Origin of the sequence: Methanoculleus sediminis, from assembly GCF_001017125.1 — an archaeon.
In the GTDB taxonomy this organism is placed as follows: Archaea; Halobacteriota; Methanomicrobia; order Methanomicrobiales; family Methanoculleaceae; genus Methanoculleus; species Methanoculleus sediminis.
Map to the genome: position 1 here is coordinate 687,087 of NZ_JXOJ01000002.1, position 17,652 is coordinate 704,738.

A 17,652-nucleotide genomic window follows, 5' to 3' on the forward strand; every position below is an offset into this window, starting at 1 on the left:
CGTCGCGTCTAGAACCTGAACCACTTCATCATGACCAGGGCATCCTCCTCGTTCGCATAATATGCAGCGACCTGGAAGACCTCCCGGTAGCCGAGACGGCGGTAGAACTCCTGCGCCCCGGTGTTGCTGACCCTGACTTCGAGCTGGACGGCGCTTGCGCCGAGAACGGTATACTCCTGCTCCAGGCGGCGGATGAGGTGGCGCCCGATTCCCCGGCGCCGGCATCCGGGGGCGACGGCGAGGTTCATGATATGCCCGTACACCTCTTCCCCGGTATCTTCGATGCCCCCGGCGACGAAACCGGCCACGTCACCGTTGTTCCTGGCGACAAAGAACGTCTCCGGATAGTAGGCGAGGGATTCCTGGAGCGTCTTCTCGTCCCAGGGGTCGGCGAAGGCCACCCTCTCGACGGCGACTATCTGCGGAATGTCTGCGGGCTGTGCCCGGTGAATGGTGAGTTGAAGCGGCATCATAGTCGGCCTCTCCCTCTTGGAATGCCTTACCTAATATAGTGTCAGGGAACAAAATAGTAGGCACATACGAGTGGCGGTATTTATGGTTCAGATCTATCGTTTCGCGGCGGTCCGTCCGGGGCGGCGGTACTCCGAAAAGATCCCTTCCGTGCCCTACGATGTGGTGACGGCAGAAGAGGCCCGGGAATGCATCGAGAGGAATCCCTTAAGCTTCCTGCGGGTCAGCCGGCCGGACGCCGAGCTCCCCGACATACCCCCGAACGACGACCGGGTCTACCGGCGGTCGCGGGAGGTCTTTGATGGGATGCTCGCGGACGGCCTGATGCAGCGTGACCAGGAGGACGGGATGTACGTCTACCGGGCGGTCCAGGACGGCGAGGAGTTCGTCGGCCTGGTCTGCTGCGTGGGGACGGAGGACTACGAGAACCGGACGATCCGGCGGCACGAACTCACCCGGTACGACAAGGAGGAAGACCGGACACGGCACATCGACGTCGTCGGCGCGAACACCGGCCTCGTCTTCCTGCTCTATCGCGACCCGGGGGAGATCTTCTCTCACGTCCGCTCCCTCATCGACGGCGTGCAGCCCGACGGGAGCACCACGACCGCATCGGGCGTGCTCCACGAGGTCTACCGGATCGCCGATGAAACCGCTCTCGCCCGCCTCGAGAACCTCTTTGCGGGCGTTCCGGAGACTTACATCGCGGACGGGCACCACCGCGCCAAATCGGCGGTGAACGTGGCGGAGCGGCGGCGTAGCGTTGGACGGTTCACCGAAGAGACCGGGAAGTTCATGGTGGTCCTCTTCGCCCACGACCGCGTCCGCATCCACGGCTACAGCAGGCTCGTCACCGACCTCGGCAACTACAGCACCCCCCGCGAGTTCATCGAGGCCCTTCCGAAAGCGGGCTGGACCGTCCGCCCCTACGGGAAGGTCGACGCAGCGGGCTACCAGATCCAGCCGCTCGCTGCACGGGATGCGCCGGTGCACGTCATGCACTTCTACCTCGAGGGAACCTGGTACGAGGTCTCCCGGCCGGTCGCGGGCCCCGGCGACCTTATCGGATCGCTCGACGTCTCGGTCCTCCAGAAAGACGTCCTTGAAGGGATGCTCGGCATCTCCGATCCCCGGGGCGATCCCCGGCTCCACTACATGGGCGGGGCAAAACCCCTCCGTGAACTCGAACGACTCGTGGATACCGGCAAATACGCCTTTGCGGTAGCGATGCAGCCGGTGCCGGTCGAGACGGTGCTCGCGATCGCCGATGCGGACGGTGTCATGCCCCCGAAATCCACCTGGTTCGAGCCGAAACTCCTCTCGGGGCTTGTCGTCCACACCATCGACTGAAAATCCATATCACCAACTTTAACTCATTTTCTGCCCGATCACCTCTTATGATCACGATTGCGCTCCCGAAGGGGAGCCTTGAAGCGCAGACGCTCCAGCTCTTCAAGGAGGCGGACCTCGAGGTCAGGCGAACCGACCGCGACTACAATCCCCGGATCAGCGATCCCCGGATCGGGAAGGTGAAGATCCTCCGCCCGCAGGAGATCCCGCTCTACGTCCAGATGGGCTACTTCGACCTCGGGATATCGGGGCTCGACTGGGTGCAGGAGAGCGGTGCCGACGTCGCCGAGGTTGCAAACCTCTCCTACAGCAAGACGGGCGACGGGAACGTCAAGATCGTGGTCGCGGTCCACCGGGACGAGCCGATAGAGGACGTCGCCGCCATCCGCCCGGAGAGCCGGGTGACGACCGAGTATCCACGGATCACGGAGCGGTTCTTCACGGACCTCGGGGTTCCGGTCAGCCTCTTTCCGTCCTACGGGGCATCCGAGGCGAAGGTTCCCGACCTGATGGACGTCGTCGTCGACCTCACCGAGACGGGGAGCACGCTCAAGAAGAACGGGTTGAAGATCGTCGGGCAGATCATGGAGTCGCACACCGCGCTCCTCGCGAACCGCGAATCCCTCTATGACCCGGAGAAACGGCGGGAGATCGACGAGATCACGACCCTCCTCCTCGGGGTGATCGAGGCGCGTCACCAGGTGCTCCTGACGATGAACGTGCCCTCGGCCGCGCTCGATCGCGTCATCGAGGTCCTCCCGGCGATGAAGAAGCCCACCGTCGGCAGGCTGCACGGCATAGACTACTTCAGTATCCAGACGGTGGTGCAGAAAGGGCTCGTCAACGGCCTCATACCGCCGCTCAAGGCTGCGGGCGCCGAAGACATCCTCGAGATCCCGATCGCAAAAATAGTGCGGTGAGGGGTGGTCTCACAGGTGCCGGGAATACTCCCGCGAGCAGGCGTAGCAGACGAACTTTCCGTCCTCGACCCTGACGCGGGACTCGGCGGTCATCTCGCCGCATTTCGCGCACGGCACCGATCGAAATATTCTGGCCCGTTCGGGGATCTCGGCATCGACCTCGCGGACAATGAAGAGCTGCTCGGCGGGCGCCTTCATGATGGCCTCGACAATCTTCTCCGTCCGCTCGTGAAACTCGGCGTGCTCCGCATCGGTCGCGATCCCCTGCATCACCCGCGCCCGAAGCGGCGCAAGCTCGGGGTCGAGCGAGTCGATGTTGAACGACGGGTTCGGCACCACGCGGATTGCGGCCCCGGTGTTGCGGTTGATGAACGTGAACGCGTGCTTGCCGTGATCCTTGAAAAGGAGGTTCCCTTTTCCTGCGGTGCAGCCTGTCAGGACCTGGATGGCATCGATGCCGCAGGCGTCGGTCTCGGCGATGGTGACGAGTTCTTCGTCCTCCGAGCGCCCGGAGCGTAGCCGCGCGAGGGCGACCTCTGCCGCCCGGTAGCCCGTCGCGAGACCGGGGCAGACGTGGCCGTGAAAGGCGGCTGCTTCGGCGAACCGGTCGCGTGTTTCTCCCGGCGTGCCGGGGGGAATGGTAGTACACATATGCTTACCCTGCATCAGGTGTTGTTACTAACTTTCGGATATATGTTACGGAAGCGCGCCGGAACCCGCGGCCCGGTACGCCCGGCATATAAGGGCGGAACCACTCCGGCCAGCGAGTCCGCGTGCGAAACGAAATATTTTTGCATTGGGTTCTCTGCACGTTTCCAATATCCCGATTTATGGGCAAATCTTTGAAGATACAAGAGTGGTGGTTATTTATATGCCCTCGGGTATAATGACTGCTTTACATGAGAGTTCCCGGGGGAGTTCTAGCCCTGCTTGCCGCAGTCTGTATCCTCTGCACCGCGTGTGGCTGTCTCGGCACATCCTCGCCGCCGCCCGGCGGCGGCATCACCTCCATCGATCTACCGGAGCCGGAGGGCTACACCCTCACCGAAGCTCTCGCGGAACTCGATGTGCTCAGCGTCGAAGGAGGCCTGAATCTCACCGGCACCTCGATGCGTCAGGTGCTCGGGAACCGCGTAACACTCGATGGGCGGGCAGCCGCCTGGGCCATCGGTTTTGAGGACGGCGAAGAGGGGCGCTGGCTGACCTCCGGCGTCACGGGCTGGAGGGAGACCTCGCTCCGTGCTCCCCTGCCCGACGGGGAGGTGAATATGACCGAGATCCTCTCCCCGGAGGCGCTCCTCGCGGCGCAGGAAGAGGCGATCCGGCCGGTGATGGTGCGCCTCGATGCGAGCACGGTCGATGTCATGCTCGCGGAGGGAGTCTACACCATCACGATTCGTTCGAATGCGGGGGTAGAGGTTCTCACGTTCCGGGCAGATAACGGGGAGGCGATCGTATAAAACCGGCAACCGATGACGGCATGATGTCGCTTGACTTCCTCGTGGGGTTCACGATCTTCATGCTCGCCCTGATCATGGTGGTGAGCATGGTTCCAGGGCTCCTCGCGGGTCTGGAGAGCAGCGAGATCGACTACGACGCGGTTGCCTACCGCACAGGGGTGATCCTGGTGGAGGATCCCGGCTGGCCGGTATACCCGCCATGGGAGATGAAGACTGAAGCCTATAAGGACGAGATCGAGCGGATGGGGCTCGCGGTCTCGAAGGAGACTCCGAACATCCTCCTCTCGACGAAGGTAGATAAGTTCTTCAACGACTCATTCTTCACCGAAGACGACTACCGCGACAGGGCGATCTTCGGCGACATCCCTTACTCTTACAGTTTCTTGTTCCGGAGCGGTAGCGAAGTCAAGCAGGTCGGCGACGCCCCTCCTTCCGGCCACGGCTACATCCGCCGTGTGGTGAAGATCAAAGAGCCGGGAGCGGCGGTGATCGACACGAGTTTCGTGCCGCAGTACAAGGCCACCTCCGCCCCCTCCGCGGATCAGGAATTCATCGTCCGGCTCAATTTCAGCCAGCTGCTGGACCCATCCGTCGATCCGGCCTACAGGATAGACCCGAGAACCGAGCCGGTGAACGTGACGATCACGGACTTCGACGCATTTCTGAACATGACCGAACCGAGTACCACGAACGCGACGCTCAAGAACGTGACGTTCTGGAAGATGGATCCGACGAGACCGAGCCCGCGGTTCACCCGTATTCCGTTCACCTACAATACGATGGACCCCGGTCTTTACACCCTCTCCCTCGACGGGAATCTAAAAAGCCTCGCGCCGCCGGGAGGGGTCGAAGTCTTCGACAACATATCCCTGGTGCTGAAACCGGCGGCCACCTCACTCTTCACCCTGGACCAGAACAGCATCCTGGATATCCGGTTCAACTTCGATGACGATCCTGTGCGAACCCACATCACCGGCATCCACCACTACGACTACAACCCGACAAACGTCACCCGCCCCGACCTGAAGCCCGGGGTTCTGGAGGTGGCGATATGGTGAACGATAGAGGACAGCTCTACACGATGGAGGGTGTCGCGGCCGGGATCATCATGCTGCTCACCGCGTACATCGTCATCAGCACGACAAGCATCTACACCCCCGGCGATACGCACATCCCGGACATGCAGCTCGAGCAGCTCGGGAGCGACGTCCTCGCGATGATGGATACGCCGAACTCCAAAGAAGACGACGAAAGCCAGGAGAGCGATCTCGTAACCTACATTCTCGCAACGGATAAAACCAGTTTCAGGGCTATGTTCCGCGACTACTGCAACATGCGGGCAGGTTCCGGTGACGACCTCAAGATGAACGCCTATGTTTATTTCCACGACCGGGATACCGGCACGGTCAGATCATACGTTCTCGACGAGGAAGACCACGCAACCGGGCGCGAAAACGCTGTCCGGGTCACCCGATGGGTCCAGCTCCCGGAGAGACCTGATAACCTTCCCATGGCAGTAACGGACATCGACAACCGCCCGCAAGCCGTTCTTCTGGAGGTGCTGCTATGGCGTACATGAACGAGGACGGCCAGTGGATCGTCCTGATGGGGCTTCTCGTCGCCGTGGGGCTGTTCTTCCTCGCGCTGATCATCAACCAGTCGGCGCTCGTCGGGCAGACGACCGCGGAAGGAGTGCTCGAGTTCCCGAAGAACGACATTCAGGACCTGCGAACGGCAGTGTTCGACTACGTCGATCAATTCCCCTATCCCGGGGATCCGAGAGTGCAAGAAGATATCATCGCGATATCGCTCGAGAGGAAGAACTCCCTGGTCGATTTCTCGGTCGGGCCGAAGGTGCAGGTCTCCGGCCGCGACCTGTACCCGATAACCATCCACTACTACAACGGGGTGACGAAGTATGATGAGACCGTGTATTACTGAACCGCCGAACGAGGAGGGCGTCACGAGGCTGATGGAGTACGTCATCGTCAGCGGCATGCTCCTCCTGCTGATGGTCGTCATGATCTTCACCGTCAACGCCGTCTTCATGGAGGGGCCGGCAAACAATCTCCGTTACCACGCCTTTGTAGACATCGGGAACGGGGTCAGCACCCGGATCGTCGACCTTTACGTTATCGCGCCCGGCAACGGGACGATCGCGACGAAGTTCGACATCCCCGACGACGTGGCCGGGGCGGACTATTTCGTGAACGTGGGCATGACGGGGGCGAGCCAGGAGATCCAGGTGCAGGGCGGCGGCATCCAGAGCAAAATCGCCATCGCCGGCGTCGGAGCGACGAGGGGCGTGACCGGCAACACCACCGGCGCCGGATGGAACATGATCCAGTATAACTCAAGCGGGGTTTAGGAGGAGATATCCGTGAAGATAAATGAGAAGGCGGTATCGGAGGCGATCGGGTTCGTCCTGATCCTCGGGATCGTCATCAGCGGCATCGGGCTGGTCACGCTCTACGGCTACCCGGTGCTCGTCAAGGAGCAGAGCAACACCGACGTAAGGAACATGGAGCGGGCGATGATCGTCATCCAGAACGACATGAAGAGCCTCTGCTTCAAGAACGTGCCCTACAAGGAGACATCGCTCCAGGTGAGCGGCGGAACGTTCGAGGTGATCAACGCCAGTGATTACGGTGGTTTCATCAACGTCACGAACGGCACTGCCGATTTCCAGCAGGACTACTACCTGGGCGCCCTGACCTACCGCTCCGACCGGGGCACCGGGGTGATCACCCTCGAGAACGGTGCGGTGATGATGCGCCAGGAGTGGGCGGCGGGGTCGGCGATGCTTGCCGAACCGCGATGGTTCTACGACGACGAACTGAGCGAGAGGACGTTCGTCATCTACATCATGAACGTCACCGCCGACACGTATATGGCGAAGTCCGGGATGACGACGGTGAGGATGAGCCTGGAAGATTCGAGTACGCAGACGATACCTGTTCCCGGAGGCAACGTGACGGTAGAGTATACGAGCGGTTCGTCGGGCGACTACTCGACGGCGTGGGAGAACTACCTGACCGGCACCTCGGTCGGGATGCAGAGGACCGCGCCCAATAACTACGAACGGGAAAACGTCGATAAACTCGTCATAAAAGAGTACAGGATCAAGATTTACGACATCTAACCTTTTTTGACTCTAATACTGCATATCGTCGGGCGCTGCCCCAGTACTTCAGTCGTTTCGGCAACCGAGACTGAACAATGCGGCCTCGTGCAATACGGTAACGAGGAGTTGGCAGCACTCGGTGGCCGGACTTCGCACCTTGCGGTGCTCGAGCTCTGTTCCTGATGGAACATCGCACTTCGCGGCTTCGCGCTCTTCGCGTGAGACCGTATTGGTATCTTCGCCCATCAACTCACGCGAAGGCGCGAAGAACGCAAAGGGAAGTTAATGGATTGACCTCTTGAAAACTACCTCAGCCATTTTAGCGAAGTACTGTGCCCGATCTCCCGGCGGGCGGAGGGTATGGAGTAAAAAAGGATATCAGAGATACCGGTTCTTCCGGAGCCACTCCACCTGAGGTTTCGTGTATCGGTAGACGATATCGCACTTCTCGTCCTGGAAACTCCAGGGAACGATTACCAGGACGTCTCCTTCCCGGATCCAGACTTTCTTCTTGATCTTGCCCTTGATCCGCCCGGTGCGGGTCACTCCGTCGAAGCAGCGGATCTTGATATGGTTTGCCCCGAGCATCAGTTCGGCGCTCCCGAACATCTCCCGGTTCCTCTTGTTCGGCAGGCGCACGCGGATAACCTCATCCCCCGCTTCCCCTCCATTGGACCCGGGTTTGCGCTTCGTAGGATCTGTCAGTTAATCAACCCCATGTTCCAGAGTATCCGGTCTTTTGTGTGTCAAATTTATACAACTGCTAGGTTATCAAATATTCTCCCGCGAGCGCAACGAGCGGCGGTCCCGCTCCGGTTGACCGCGACGGAGCCTGAGCACAACCCCCGGAGATTGCCGGCGGGGCGGTTATGTATATCTGCCGGGAGTATCCATCCAGCGTCTCCATGGCATGCTCGAACCCCCCGCGCGGGACTTACCTCACCTACATCATCCAGGGACTCATACTCCTGAGCGCAGCTTCGAGCATCCTGGCGGGCGAGTACTTCCTCGGGCTCTCGGCGACCGTCGCGTTCCTCCTGACGATGGCACCGTCCCTCATGACGAAAAATCTGCGCATCTGCTTTCCCTGGGAGATCAACCTCCTCGTTGCCGTCTCCTTCTATCTCCACGTCATGGGGCACGTCGGAGAGTTTTACGTCACCCTCGCGCCCTACTACGACAAACTGACCCACCTCGTCTCCTCGGTCACCGTCGCGCTTCTCGCTTTCTTTCTTGCGGTCCTTGCCGACCATCAGGGGGAGATCCGGCTGACGGGTCCGGCAATCGCCGTCTTCATCCTGACCGCCACGCTGGCGGCGGGGGCGGTCTGGGAGATCTACGAGTTTGCGGTCGACCAGGTCTTCGGCACGGGCCTCCAGCTCGGCAACACCGATACTATGTCGGATCTCATCGTCGATCTCGCCGGGGGAGCGATCGTCGCCGCCTTCGCCGCGATCGCTCTTGCGAGGGGTGAAGAGCATCGATTTATCCGGCTCTTCGCCGAGCAACCCTCCGGTGCGGAACCCTCCGAGATCGTGGGGGATCCGATCGATCCGGCTCGCAGCCGCTGACCCGCCCGGGTCCGATCCTGCGGATCGTATTTATATCCGGAAGGTTGAATAAAATACAGTGAACCTGAAGGCACCTAATGCGCGACATATGGCGATATTCATGCTTATCGTGCTTCCTTCCATGACGGGCTACATGGCCTGGGAGGCACGGGCCGTCGAGGTGACCGTCCTCTCGATCGACGGCGCACCCGAAGGCATCGTCTATATCACCGATCCCCACGTCAGGGCGTCCAACATCGACCACGTCCGGGAGGTGATCCGCGAGGTCAACCGCTTAAACCCCTCGCTCGTCCTGATCGGCGGCGACTTCGTCACCGGCGAAGAGGAAGACTTCGTCTCACAGGAGGTATGGAGGTCGCTCGACGCCCCGGCCTACGCCGTGCTCGGGAACCACGACTACCGGGTGGGGATCGACGGCCCGACGGGCATCGAGAGACTGCTCGCCACCTCGACGTCGGCCGTGGTCGCCGCCGGCGCCTACGACGTCTCCGCCTTGAACGACGGTTCCGCCGACACCCCGTTTGCCGATGATCTCACCGCAGTGCTGGAAGAGAACGGGGTGCACGTCCTCAGGAACGATTACGCCCGCGTTGCCGTCGGGGGCGAGGAGATCGTCATCGTCGGGATCGACGACGGGTGGGCAGGGATGGCGGACCCGCCCGAGGTTCCGGCAACCGATGCATTCACCCTCTACCTCATTCACGAACCCTCGTGCCGGGCGGACTGGGACGCCGACCTCATCCTCGCCGGCCACACCCACGGCGGCCAGTTCCTCTTCCCGGTCATCAAGCAGCTGAATGATCTCGGCGTCATCGAACTCGCCGGCCTCTTCGACGGCGACGGGAAGACGCCGACCTACATCTCCCGCGGGGTCTGCACCTCGAGTTTTGCGGGAGTGGAACTCCGGTTCAACTGCCAGCCCGAGATCGTCCTCATCAACCCGACCGAGGAGCAACTCCGGGCGATCGCCTGACTTCACGGTTCAAGAACGGCACGCGCCCGCCCGGCGATCAGCAGCACCTCTTTGAGGGGGATGCCCGCATCGTGGGCGATGGTCGCAGCGTCGCCGTAGGCGACCTGTTTTGCCGTGACGACCCCGGCAGCGGCCAGCCGGGTGGAGATCGACGACCTCACCCCGGCGACGATCGTGACCGGGTAGGACTGCGTCTTCTCGATCATCGTCCGGAGGTTCTGGTCCTCCGGGTAGTCCCACCCGATATGCCCGATTCCCCGGCAGGTGGCGTACCGCTTTGCATGCTCGGAGAGTTTGGTGTTGCAGACGATCAGGGCGCCGTCGATCGAGACGGTGCACCGTCCCGACCGGAACCCCTCCTGAAGGTCCTCGATGATAGCCCGGGCGATCCGGCCCTCGTCGAGGCCGGTCACCCGGTGATGGCTCACATGGTGTTTCACCTCGACAAAGATGGTTGCGCCGTCTCTCTCTGCGATGGCATCCACCTCGTGCTCCCCGCATAGCCCGGCGAGGATGCACCCGGTCTCCACCCGGTAGCCGTGCTCACGGAGGAGAACCCGCACGAACTCCTCAAAGTCCGGTTTCGAGCGCAGAAGGCCGAGTGCTCTCCGAAGGTTCGTCCGGTGCGCGGCGGCGGGGCGGACCGCCCGGGCCCGGGCCCGGATCATCCGGAGGACCGCGGCGGTCCTCACCCCGTCCGGCACAGACTCCTCGATATCGCCGGCAATCCGTTCGGCCTCCTCCGCGCCGATGCCCATGTTCCGGAGCGTTCGCTGCACCTTCAGCGGATCGAACGGCTGCCGGGTACCGTCGACCTTCGTGACGTGCTTCATCAGGTACGATACCTCGGCACCAGGGACGAAAAGTGTTCGCCATCCGATTCCCGGGACTCGGGATTAAAGCGTACACCACAATACCGCACCGTTATCGTCTTTTAGATCCAACAGCAGCTACGGGAAAGATGGAGTCTCTGCAAAGCCCGGTTATCCTGGTTCTCGGCGCGGGGGCGGTCGGCCTCTCGCTCGCCGGAAGACTTGCCGCGGTCGCAACGGTCTACGCGGCCTGCCGACCGGTGCATGCCGACGCGATCCGGGAGCGGGGCCTTTTGATGGAGGGCGTCTGGGGAGACGGTATCGTCAGGGGGGTTATACCGGTCACAGGGCCGGCCGATGTTCCGCCTGCGGTCGACTTCGTCGTCGTCACCGCGAAGGGCACCGGCACCCGGGCGATATGCGAGGAGTACGCCGGGGCGATCCGGGGCCGGCCGACGGCAAGCCTCCAGAACGGGATCGGAAACGAAGAGATCATTGCCGAGTATGCCGACACCGTCATCGGCGGAACCGTGACGACGAACTTCTCGACCCTCGGGGCCGGCCACGTCCGGGTCTTGAGCGAGAGCGCCCCGATGCGGCTCGGGGTCTGGTCCGGCGGCGACGGCGAGGCTCTCGATCGCCTGATCGGGATCATCCGGGCCGCCGGCATCCCGGTGGAGGCGGAGCCCGACATCCGCGCCGGCAAGTGGGCGAAAGCCCTCCTCAACATCGCGGTGAACCCGCTCTGCGCTCTCCTCCGCGCCCCGGTCGGGGTGGCCGCCGACGAGAACATCCGCGAGATCGTCGACGGCCTCGTCCGCGAGACCTTCGCCGTCGCGGGTGCCGAAGGGGTGCGGCTCCCCTGGGCGACCGCCGACGACTACCTTGCGCACCTGTTCCGCGTGCAGGTGCCCGACTTCGCCGCGGTCTACCCCTCCATGTATCACGACCTCCGGCAGGGCCGCCGAACGGAGATCGACCTCCTCAACGGATATATCGCGGCCCTCGGGGAACGCCACGGCATCGCAACGCCGCACAACCGGTGCATCTCCGGCCTCGTCCGCCACGCTGAAGCGCACCCGGACGGGCGGTGACGCTCACTCCCCGCCCACCTTCGCGGCGAGCCGCCGGGCCGCCTCTTTCGCCTTTGCTTCCGTCATCCAAAATCCGGTCTTCCCGACGGGATTTGCGTCCCGGTCGTAGAGCTGTACGTAATAACCGCCGTCCTGGCGGGAAAACCGGACTTCGCCGACGATGCCGGGACCGTATTCCTGCATGCCCCAAATCTTATCGGCAGTTGATTATGATGGTTCCGCATCCTGCTGCTCTATATGGAATGATCGACACTACCCCGCCCGGAGTGATGGTGATGATCCTCATCGTATACTACTCCGGCGAGGGGCATACGGAGAAGGTGGCGACGGCGCTCGGAAAAAAGGTCGGGGGCAGGCTCGCGACGATAGAGCCGGTTACGGAAGCGGGGACGTTTCGGAAAGCCATGACGGCGATGTTCGGGATGCGGGCGGCGATCCGCCCGATGAAGACGGATCTCTCCGACGTCGACTTTCTGGTCGTCGCAACCCCCGTCTGGTCGCGGAAGGTTCCGCCCTACGTCAACGAGTACCTTGCCGGGGTCACGAACGCCGCGGGAAAACCCTTCTCGGTGCTCGCGGAGATGGGCGGTTCCGGGGCGGAGAACGCCATCGAGATCGTGAGGAACAGCCTTGAGGCGAAGGGGATGCGGTTCGTCTCGTCTGCCGTGACGGTCGAGAGCGAGGTCGATGCCGGGCGGTTCGGCCCGGCGATCGAGGAGTTCGCCCGGACGATCACGGCGGTTGCCGCCCCGGCGGTCTAGATGCTCCTTACAGCGTCAACGGTATCCCGAGGAGGTGCAGCACCACCGTGACAAGGACGCCGAATATCCCGCCGATTGCGCAGATCAGGACGGTGATGATGTTGATCGGGATATCGGGCCGGCCGACGAGTTGCATCAGGTCGAGGAGGTTGATGAGCCAGAGCAGGATCACGCCCACGACGGCGTTGATGATGAGGCCGGTCACGCTCTTCACGACCTTGTAGAGGACGAACGCAAGGATGATCACCAGGATCAGAGCAAGGAGTCCCGTGAGTAAGCTCATACCGCTCGTATGACGCGCCTGGTATTGAACGTTCCTGCGTGAGGGGCGAAGACCGTTCAGAGGTAGCCCAGTGCCTCGAAGAGAGGCTGGAAACAGACCCCTTCCCCGATCTTCACGCACCTGACAGCAGAATTTCCTTCGTAAGCGCCCATCGTACGACCGTCGGCGAGTTCGACCCAGTCGTGGACGGCGACACCCTTCCCGAGGATCTCGACGTGGAGTGCGTTTGTCCGGAACGCTTCCGTATCCCAGACCATGATGCCGTGAACCGGCCGGGCAGGGACGCCGTTCCGGCAGAGAATCTCCGCCCTGAGAAGCGCGAGATCGGTGCAGTCGCCCACCCCGCAGGCAAGGGTCGCGTTGAGGCCCGCGGGAAACAGGCGAGGGGAACCGTCGACACAGGCGAACGTCGTCCGGTCCACCCGGTCGACGAGGGTGTCCAGGGCATGTTCCGGGAGGGGTTCGGAAAGGAAGGCGATCTCGTCTGCTTCCGCTTCTTCGACGACGCTGAACCCACCATCACCCCCTCCGCCGTCATAGATCAGGTATCCCTGAGGAACGAGGAGGGAGAGAAGGAAAATCGCGTTAAGAATACTCCAAACCACGTTATTTTCCCAATATATTTTAATGGATTCATCGCCATATTAGGCATTCTATTTTTCTGGCAGGGATATATATGGCGGATATATGATTTGCAGATTTCTGATCGAGGAGAGAGGCTCGAGCGCGCACCCCGCGAGAGATGGATCTCATGATGTACGGTCGAGAGAATCGGGGGTCCCGGAGGTCACCGGGCGGCGTAAACGCCGGCGATATGCCCTGCAGCAAGCGCTGCCGTGGAGAACGCGGCCTGGAGATTATAGCCGCCGGTATCGCCGTCGATATCGAGCACTTCGCCGACGCAGTAGAGGTTTTCGACGGTCTTTGACGCCATCGTCTTTTTGTTGATTCCCTCGAGAGCGACTCCGCCCCGCGTCGCCATCGCTTCGTTGAACCCGCCGAGCCTCTCCACCCGGAACGGGTACTCCGCGAGGGATGTGGCGAGCGCGTTCCGGGCGTTTTTCCGGAGCTGGGCGCAGGTCTCTCCCGCCGGAATCCCGGCGAGGTCGAGCAGCCGCCGGACGAACCGTTCGGGGAGGGCGAGATCGGAGAGGACGGTCTTTACCTGCCGGCCCCCGCCCGCCCCGATCGCGTCGGCGAGGCGTTTTCGCACCCCCTCCACGCTCGCCCCGGAGAGGAACGTGACCCGGAGGACGTCGCGGGGGAGGATGGAGCGGGAGAGATCGAGGATGCCCGGGCCAGAGAGCCCGGTGTGCGTGAAGAGGAGATCGCCGGCGTGCCGCCCGACACGTTTTCCGTCGCGGTAGACGGCCAGGGTGAGGTTCTGAAAGGAGATCCCGGCAAGGTCGGCGAACGGGTAGTCCTCAACGTAAACCGGGGCAAGCGCCGGGGCAACCTCTGTTGTCGGCTGTCCGAGAGCCCGGGCGAAGGCGTAGCCGTCACCGGTCGAGCCGGTGGCGGGGTAGGAGGCCCCGCCGGTGGCGATGACGAGGACACCGGCCCGGACGGCTGCCTTCGCCGTCCGGACGATGAACCCGTCGCCGTCGCGTTCGACGGCAAGGACGGGGTCGTTGCACCGTATCTCCACCCCGCGGGCGGTGCACTCCGCGAGGAGGACGGCGAGGACGTCGGCGGACTTCCGGGTCTCCGGGAAGACCTTCCCCCCGGGCTCGATCTCCATGCGAAGACCGCGATCGGCAAAGAACGCGATGAGATCCCGGTTCGTGAAATTCATGAACGCAGGCCGGAGGAACACCCCATGGTCGCCGTAATGGGTGAGGAAGTCGGCGACTCCGCCCGCGTGGGTGATGTTGCACTGCCCCGACCCGGCAATGAGGAGTTTCTTCCCCGGCGCCGGCTTCTTCTCGAAGACGACGACGTTCCGCCCCTCCCCTGCCGCCTGCAGGGCGCAGAAGAGCCCGGCGGGCCCTCCCCCGATGATCGCGATGGTCCCGTTCACGGCACTAACCGGTGTACCGTGCTCTCCCGCGAAGCATCAGCGTTGGGGTGCGGCGGCCGCTAGACGGATATAGGAGCGGGCCCCCACGGGGGGCGGATCACCATGAATGCTACCTGGATAGTTCTTGCCGGAGGGATCGCCGCGCTGCTCCTCGCAGCCGGTGCCGGGGCGGCTGCGGAGATCCCGCACGCCGCCGTTCCCACTGCGGATACGCCCGCCGACATCACCCCGCGGTACTGGCTGGACGGCAGCGGCGTTACCACCGGGGTGTTCGCTCATCGCCGGACGGTGTCGATCGACGACCCTCCCGGCATCGACGGTCTTGCGGTCGCCTTCAACGCAACCCACCTCCCGGGGATGCGGCCGGACTTTGCCGACATCCGCTTTATGGAGAGAGAAGGGACACCTATCCCCTACTGGATCGAGGGCGCGACCGCCGGCTCCCACGCCCGCGTCTGGCTCGCCCTCCCGGCGAACGCGACGGCGATCACGATGCTCTACGGCAACCCGGAGGCCCGGGACGCCGGCGACCCCGATGCCGTCTTCCTCTTCTTCGAGGATTACGAGAGAGGCGAACTCTCCCGGTGGTCATCCTGCGGTTCGAGCGCCGAGGTTCAGTCCGGCGTCGTCCGCGACGGTGCATACGCCGGGGATATCAACGTCTCCAAACCGGATCTCCCGGAGTTCAACGACAGAAGGGTCTGTACCGCAAACATCTCATACGGACCGATTGCCATCGAGGGGGACTTCCGGGTCAGTGAGTTCGGGCGCTGGTGCGGTTCGGGCTACATCCAGGCCTGGAACGGGACCGACCACCTGTACGCCCTCCACCTCCGGAACGGCTCCGTGCAGCACTACGACGGCGGCCACCGCAACTTCTCCATCGACGCCCGGGCCGAGACCGATACCTGGTACCGCATCAGGGTCGTCCTGGATACGCCGAACGCCACCGAACATGCCTGGATGGACGGCAAGTACCTGGGGAGCGTGCCCATGCGGTTCTCCGACGGGTCCCCGGTCAAGAACGATACGGTCTTTGACTATCTCGCCCTGATCGGGTCTTCCGCGTGGAATTCGGGCGATCCGCACCACTTCTACGCCGACAACGTCGTCGTCAGGAGGTACGTCCCCGTCGAGCCGGTGCTCTCTTACGCGGACGGCCCGGTCAGCCCGTAACGGCAACGAGGGCGAAGTAGGCGACGATCAGCCCCTGGAAGAGGAAGTAGCCCACGATATTCGCGACCGCATAGGGAAGGGCGCACGCCCGCCCGGGGCACCGGTGCGCAAAACCCCACAGAGCAATCCCGAGCGGGATGAATGATGCAAGCGTCACCGGCCAAAAATTCACGGGTGCGAAGAATCCGGTGAGCGCGAAGACGATGAGCGCCGCAGTCGCGAGGGACGCCGCGAGAGCGATGAGCGAGAATCCGAAGACGCGGCCTTTTCGGACGACGAGCGTCCGCTTCCCCCCGGCGATGTCGCCTTCCCTGTCCGGGATCTCGACGCTCGTGATGAAGACGAGCCCATAAAGGCAGAGCGGAACGGCGAACGTGAAGAACGAGGCATCGAGTGTTCCTTTCGCGACGAAGTAGCCCGCCCCCGGCATCAGGAGGCCGAAAGTGATCATGTTCGTGACCTCGCCGAGTTTATGGTAGGCGAAGGCGAACGGCGGCGCCGTGTAGAACCACCCGAGCAGGTTGCCCGCGATGCCGAAGGCGAGGAAAACGACCGGGTAACCGTAGACGGTCACGAAGAGATACCCGATCAGGACCGAGACCGCCATCAGGGCGACGGCCGCCCGGAACGCGGCGGGTTTGAGGCCGGGGTTGGCGGCGAGGACGCCGCTCCCCCCGGATATCGGCGTCGTCTCGACGAAACGGTCGGCGTCGGCATCGAAGTAGTCGTTGCTGTAGTGAACGGAGAGGTGCGCCGCCGCCATGGCCGCGTAGCCGACGAAAAACTGGGCCGGGGTGAACCGCGCCCCGAGGAGGAACGCGAGGAGCGCCCCGGCGGTGAACGGGATAAAGCCCGAGAGGAGGAAGGGGAACCGGCCGAGCCGGATGAAATCTCGGAAGGCACGGGTGTCCATGGAAGAGTCTCCCGCCGGAGCATGGGAGGAGCGGGTATATAGCCTTTTTCCGATCCCTATCCGTCCCGGCCGTGCGCGAGAAGCGACACCACGGCCCGCAACGCACCGACGCCCCCTTCGACGTAGATGAGACCGAGAACCGCCCGGGCAAGGGTCTCCTTCTCCCGCTCGAGGTTCCCGCCGTCCGGAGAGCGGCGGGGCCCGGGACCGATCCGGCTCTCGTGAAGACCCCACCGATCGCAGAGGGCGGCGAGGCCTGCCGCCCCGACGCCTTCGCCGGGGAGGACCTTCAGCCGCAGGGTGACGTCGCCGATGAGAGCAAGGGCATGGGCGTCGTCGGCGAAGTTCCCGAGCATTGCCAGGTCGTTTGCACGGATCGGGAGCGCGTCTTCAGGGAACCCGGTAAGGATATCCGAAAAGAGCCGTTTGGTAGAGGGGGCCATCAGAACCCGGGCAAGCCCGTCCGGGCCGCGGAAGGTGTGCCCGGTCTCCTGCTCGATGCGCGGAAGGGTGCGCTGTGCCACATGAGCGGCCTGCTCCGCCAGGCGGCCGGTCGCCCTGCACCACCCCCGTATCCGCCGGAGCCGCCGCGATCGCCGGGCCGAACGCCGGGGAGCGGGGAGGTACTCCAGGCGGTACTCACGCATGAGCCCTTCCTGCAGCGCCGCGAGGGTCTCCTCGAGCGGGCGGGAGAGCGGCCCGTACTCGTATGCCATACGATATG

General features: G+C 63.2%; 23 protein-coding genes. 13 read left to right on the plus strand and 10 right to left on the minus strand.

Annotation, left to right across the window (positions count from 1 at the left end; translation table 11 throughout):
* Positions 1-8 precede the first annotated feature (8 nt).
* Positions 9-473: a ribosomal protein S18-alanine N-acetyltransferase gene (rimI, locus tag SZ63_RS06170; RefSeq protein WP_048182709.1), complete on the minus strand. Its 465-nt coding sequence runs from the start codon at positions 471-473 to the stop codon at positions 9-11.
* 82 nt (positions 474-555) lie between these two features.
* Between rimI and SZ63_RS06175 the strand changes: the two genes are divergently transcribed.
* Together SZ63_RS06175 and hisG are read left to right on the plus strand one after the other, a co-directional pair.
* A complete protein-coding gene (locus SZ63_RS06175; RefSeq protein WP_048182712.1) occupies positions 556-1,821 on the plus strand; it encodes a DUF1015 domain-containing protein in 1,266 nt (421 codons plus the stop codon).
* Positions 1,822-1,868: 47 nt separating this feature from the next.
* Positions 1,869-2,741, plus strand: a complete 873-nt coding sequence (hisG, locus tag SZ63_RS06180; RefSeq protein ID WP_048182715.1) for an ATP phosphoribosyltransferase — start codon at positions 1,869-1,871, stop codon at positions 2,739-2,741.
* A 9-nt stretch (positions 2,742-2,750) separates the two neighbouring features.
* Here hisG and SZ63_RS06185 read toward each other — a convergent pair whose 3' ends face one another.
* A complete protein-coding gene (locus SZ63_RS06185) occupies positions 2,751-3,392 on the minus strand; it encodes an FmdE family protein (RefSeq protein ID WP_048182718.1) in 642 nt (213 codons plus the stop codon).
* A 248-nt stretch (positions 3,393-3,640) separates the two neighbouring features.
* Here SZ63_RS06185 and SZ63_RS06190 point away from each other — a divergent pair, with 248 nt between their 5' ends.
* From SZ63_RS06190 to SZ63_RS06215, 6 genes are read left to right on the plus strand one after another with little or no spacing between them, the layout of a single operon-like run.
* Positions 3,641-4,201, plus strand: coding sequence for a hypothetical protein (locus tag SZ63_RS06190; RefSeq protein ID WP_048182720.1), 561 nt, complete (start codon positions 3,641-3,643; stop codon positions 4,199-4,201).
* Between the two features lie 20 nt (positions 4,202-4,221).
* Positions 4,222-5,259 carry a DUF7287 family protein gene (locus SZ63_RS06195; protein WP_241481261.1) on the plus strand — a complete coding sequence of 346 codons (1,038 nt, stop codon included), beginning with the start codon at positions 4,222-4,224 and terminating at the stop codon, positions 5,257-5,259.
* Complete coding sequence (locus SZ63_RS06200; RefSeq protein ID WP_048182723.1) at positions 5,253-5,780, plus strand: DUF7288 family protein; 528 nt, start codon at positions 5,253-5,255, stop codon at positions 5,778-5,780. The genes SZ63_RS06195 and SZ63_RS06200 overlap by 7 nt, the downstream gene beginning before the upstream one ends.
* Positions 5,768-6,142 (plus strand): hypothetical protein, encoded by a 375-nt coding sequence (locus SZ63_RS06205; RefSeq protein WP_048182724.1) that lies wholly within the window; start codon positions 5,768-5,770, stop codon positions 6,140-6,142. The genes SZ63_RS06200 and SZ63_RS06205 overlap by 13 nt, the downstream gene beginning before the upstream one ends.
* The gene (locus SZ63_RS06210) at positions 6,120-6,569 is read left to right on the plus strand and encodes a hypothetical protein (protein WP_048182727.1); all 450 of its coding nucleotides are present in this window, start codon (positions 6,120-6,122) and stop codon (positions 6,567-6,569) included. The genes SZ63_RS06205 and SZ63_RS06210 overlap by 23 nt, the downstream gene beginning before the upstream one ends.
* A 12-nt stretch (positions 6,570-6,581) precedes the next feature.
* Complete coding sequence (locus SZ63_RS06215) at positions 6,582-7,343, plus strand: DUF7289 family protein (RefSeq protein WP_048182731.1); 762 nt, start codon at positions 6,582-6,584, stop codon at positions 7,341-7,343.
* A 360-nt stretch (positions 7,344-7,703) separates the two neighbouring features.
* On the opposite strand, the gene eif1A is transcribed toward SZ63_RS06215, so the two are convergent.
* A complete protein-coding gene (gene eif1A / locus SZ63_RS06220) occupies positions 7,704-8,030 on the minus strand; it encodes a translation initiation factor eIF-1A (protein WP_082122667.1) in 327 nt (108 codons plus the stop codon).
* 200 nt (positions 8,031-8,230) lie between these two features.
* Between eif1A and SZ63_RS06225 the strand changes: the two genes are divergently transcribed.
* Positions 8,231-8,896: a hypothetical protein gene (locus SZ63_RS06225; RefSeq protein WP_048183744.1), complete on the plus strand. Its 666-nt coding sequence runs from the start codon at positions 8,231-8,233 to the stop codon at positions 8,894-8,896.
* Between the two features lie 88 nt (positions 8,897-8,984).
* Positions 8,985-9,869, plus strand: coding sequence for a metallophosphoesterase (locus SZ63_RS06230; RefSeq protein ID WP_048182734.1), 885 nt, complete (start codon positions 8,985-8,987; stop codon positions 9,867-9,869).
* Positions 9,870-9,871: 2 nt separating this feature from the next.
* Here SZ63_RS06230 and SZ63_RS06235 read toward each other — a convergent pair whose 3' ends face one another.
* A complete protein-coding gene (locus SZ63_RS06235; RefSeq protein WP_048182736.1) occupies positions 9,872-10,702 on the minus strand; it encodes a restriction endonuclease in 831 nt (276 codons plus the stop codon).
* A 128-nt stretch (positions 10,703-10,830) separates the two neighbouring features.
* On the opposite strand from SZ63_RS06235, the gene SZ63_RS06240 reads away from it, so the two are divergent.
* Positions 10,831-11,775 carry a ketopantoate reductase family protein gene (locus SZ63_RS06240; RefSeq protein WP_048182739.1) on the plus strand — a complete coding sequence of 315 codons (945 nt, stop codon included), beginning with the start codon at positions 10,831-10,833 and terminating at the stop codon, positions 11,773-11,775.
* A 3-nt stretch (positions 11,776-11,778) separates the two neighbouring features.
* On the opposite strand, the gene SZ63_RS06245 is transcribed toward SZ63_RS06240, so the two are convergent.
* The gene (locus SZ63_RS06245; RefSeq protein WP_048182742.1) at positions 11,779-11,958 is read right to left on the minus strand and encodes a hypothetical protein; all 180 of its coding nucleotides are present in this window, start codon (positions 11,956-11,958) and stop codon (positions 11,779-11,781) included.
* Between the two features lie 59 nt (positions 11,959-12,017).
* Here SZ63_RS06245 and SZ63_RS06250 point away from each other — a divergent pair, with 59 nt between their 5' ends.
* Positions 12,018-12,536 (plus strand): flavodoxin family protein, encoded by a 519-nt coding sequence (locus SZ63_RS06250; protein ID WP_241481263.1) that lies wholly within the window; start codon positions 12,018-12,020, stop codon positions 12,534-12,536.
* 7 nt (positions 12,537-12,543) lie between these two features.
* On the opposite strand, the gene SZ63_RS06255 is transcribed toward SZ63_RS06250, so the two are convergent.
* The 3 genes from SZ63_RS06255 to SZ63_RS06265 form a co-directional block, all read right to left on the minus strand.
* Positions 12,544-12,819, minus strand: coding sequence for a pro-sigmaK processing inhibitor BofA family protein (locus SZ63_RS06255; protein ID WP_048182744.1), 276 nt, complete (start codon positions 12,817-12,819; stop codon positions 12,544-12,546).
* A 56-nt stretch (positions 12,820-12,875) separates the two neighbouring features.
* A complete protein-coding gene (locus SZ63_RS06260) occupies positions 12,876-13,424 on the minus strand; it encodes a transglutaminase domain-containing protein (RefSeq protein WP_048182747.1) in 549 nt (182 codons plus the stop codon).
* Positions 13,425-13,606: 182 nt separating this feature from the next.
* Positions 13,607-14,839: a BaiN/RdsA family NAD(P)/FAD-dependent oxidoreductase gene (locus SZ63_RS06265; RefSeq protein WP_048182750.1), complete on the minus strand. Its 1,233-nt coding sequence runs from the start codon at positions 14,837-14,839 to the stop codon at positions 13,607-13,609.
* A 102-nt stretch (positions 14,840-14,941) separates the two neighbouring features.
* On the opposite strand from SZ63_RS06265, the gene SZ63_RS06270 reads away from it, so the two are divergent.
* Positions 14,942-16,015: a DUF2341 domain-containing protein gene (locus SZ63_RS06270; protein ID WP_048182754.1), complete on the plus strand. Its 1,074-nt coding sequence runs from the start codon at positions 14,942-14,944 to the stop codon at positions 16,013-16,015.
* On the opposite strand, the gene SZ63_RS06275 is transcribed toward SZ63_RS06270, so the two are convergent.
* Positions 16,005-16,928 (minus strand): prenyltransferase, encoded by a 924-nt coding sequence (locus SZ63_RS06275; RefSeq protein WP_048182756.1) that lies wholly within the window; start codon positions 16,926-16,928, stop codon positions 16,005-16,007. The genes SZ63_RS06270 and SZ63_RS06275 overlap by 11 nt on opposite strands.
* Positions 16,929-16,984: 56 nt before the next feature.
* A complete protein-coding gene (locus SZ63_RS06280; protein ID WP_048182760.1) occupies positions 16,985-17,644 on the minus strand; it encodes a hypothetical protein in 660 nt (219 codons plus the stop codon).
* Positions 17,645-17,652: the final 8 nt, after the last annotated feature.

Bases quoted from the DNA above. Each gene is read 5' to 3' on its own strand.
- SZ63_RS06250 (WP_241481263.1), top strand. From the start codon at position 12,018: ATGATCGACACTACCCCGCCCGGAGTGATGGTGATGATCCTCATCGTA.
- SZ63_RS06175 (WP_048182712.1), top strand. From the start codon at position 556: ATGGTTCAGATCTATCGTTTCGCGGCGGTCCGTCCGGGGCGGCGGTAC.
- SZ63_RS06230 (WP_048182734.1), top strand. From the start codon at position 8,985: ATGGCGATATTCATGCTTATCGTGCTTCCTTCCATGACGGGCTACATG.
- SZ63_RS06235 (WP_048182736.1), bottom strand. From the start codon at position 10,702: ATGAAGCACGTCACGAAGGTCGACGGTACCCGGCAGCCGTTCGATCCG.
- SZ63_RS06210 (WP_048182727.1), top strand. From the start codon at position 6,120: ATGATGAGACCGTGTATTACTGAACCGCCGAACGAGGAGGGCGTCACG.
- SZ63_RS06245 (WP_048182742.1), bottom strand. From the start codon at position 11,958: ATGCAGGAATACGGTCCCGGCATCGTCGGCGAAGTCCGGTTTTCCCGC.
- SZ63_RS06240 (WP_048182739.1), top strand. From the start codon at position 10,831: ATGGAGTCTCTGCAAAGCCCGGTTATCCTGGTTCTCGGCGCGGGGGCG.
- SZ63_RS06275 (WP_048182756.1), bottom strand. From the start codon at position 16,928: ATGGACACCCGTGCCTTCCGAGATTTCATCCGGCTCGGCCGGTTCCCC.
- SZ63_RS06195 (WP_241481261.1), top strand. From the start codon at position 4,222: ATGATGTCGCTTGACTTCCTCGTGGGGTTCACGATCTTCATGCTCGCC.
- SZ63_RS06280 (WP_048182760.1), bottom strand. From the start codon at position 17,644: ATGGCATACGAGTACGGGCCGCTCTCCCGCCCGCTCGAGGAGACCCTC.
- SZ63_RS06205 (WP_048182724.1), top strand. From the start codon at position 5,768: ATGGCGTACATGAACGAGGACGGCCAGTGGATCGTCCTGATGGGGCTT.
- rimI (WP_048182709.1), bottom strand. From the start codon at position 473: ATGATGCCGCTTCAACTCACCATTCACCGGGCACAGCCCGCAGACATT.
- SZ63_RS06270 (WP_048182754.1), top strand. From the start codon at position 14,942: ATGAATGCTACCTGGATAGTTCTTGCCGGAGGGATCGCCGCGCTGCTC.
- SZ63_RS06190 (WP_048182720.1), top strand. From the start codon at position 3,641: ATGAGAGTTCCCGGGGGAGTTCTAGCCCTGCTTGCCGCAGTCTGTATC.
- SZ63_RS06185 (WP_048182718.1), bottom strand. From the start codon at position 3,392: ATGTGTACTACCATTCCCCCCGGCACGCCGGGAGAAACACGCGACCGG.
- SZ63_RS06225 (WP_048183744.1), top strand. From the start codon at position 8,231: ATGGCATGCTCGAACCCCCCGCGCGGGACTTACCTCACCTACATCATC.
- hisG (WP_048182715.1), top strand. From the start codon at position 1,869: ATGATCACGATTGCGCTCCCGAAGGGGAGCCTTGAAGCGCAGACGCTC.
- SZ63_RS06200 (WP_048182723.1), top strand. From the start codon at position 5,253: ATGGTGAACGATAGAGGACAGCTCTACACGATGGAGGGTGTCGCGGCC.
- SZ63_RS06255 (WP_048182744.1), bottom strand. From the start codon at position 12,819: ATGAGCTTACTCACGGGACTCCTTGCTCTGATCCTGGTGATCATCCTT.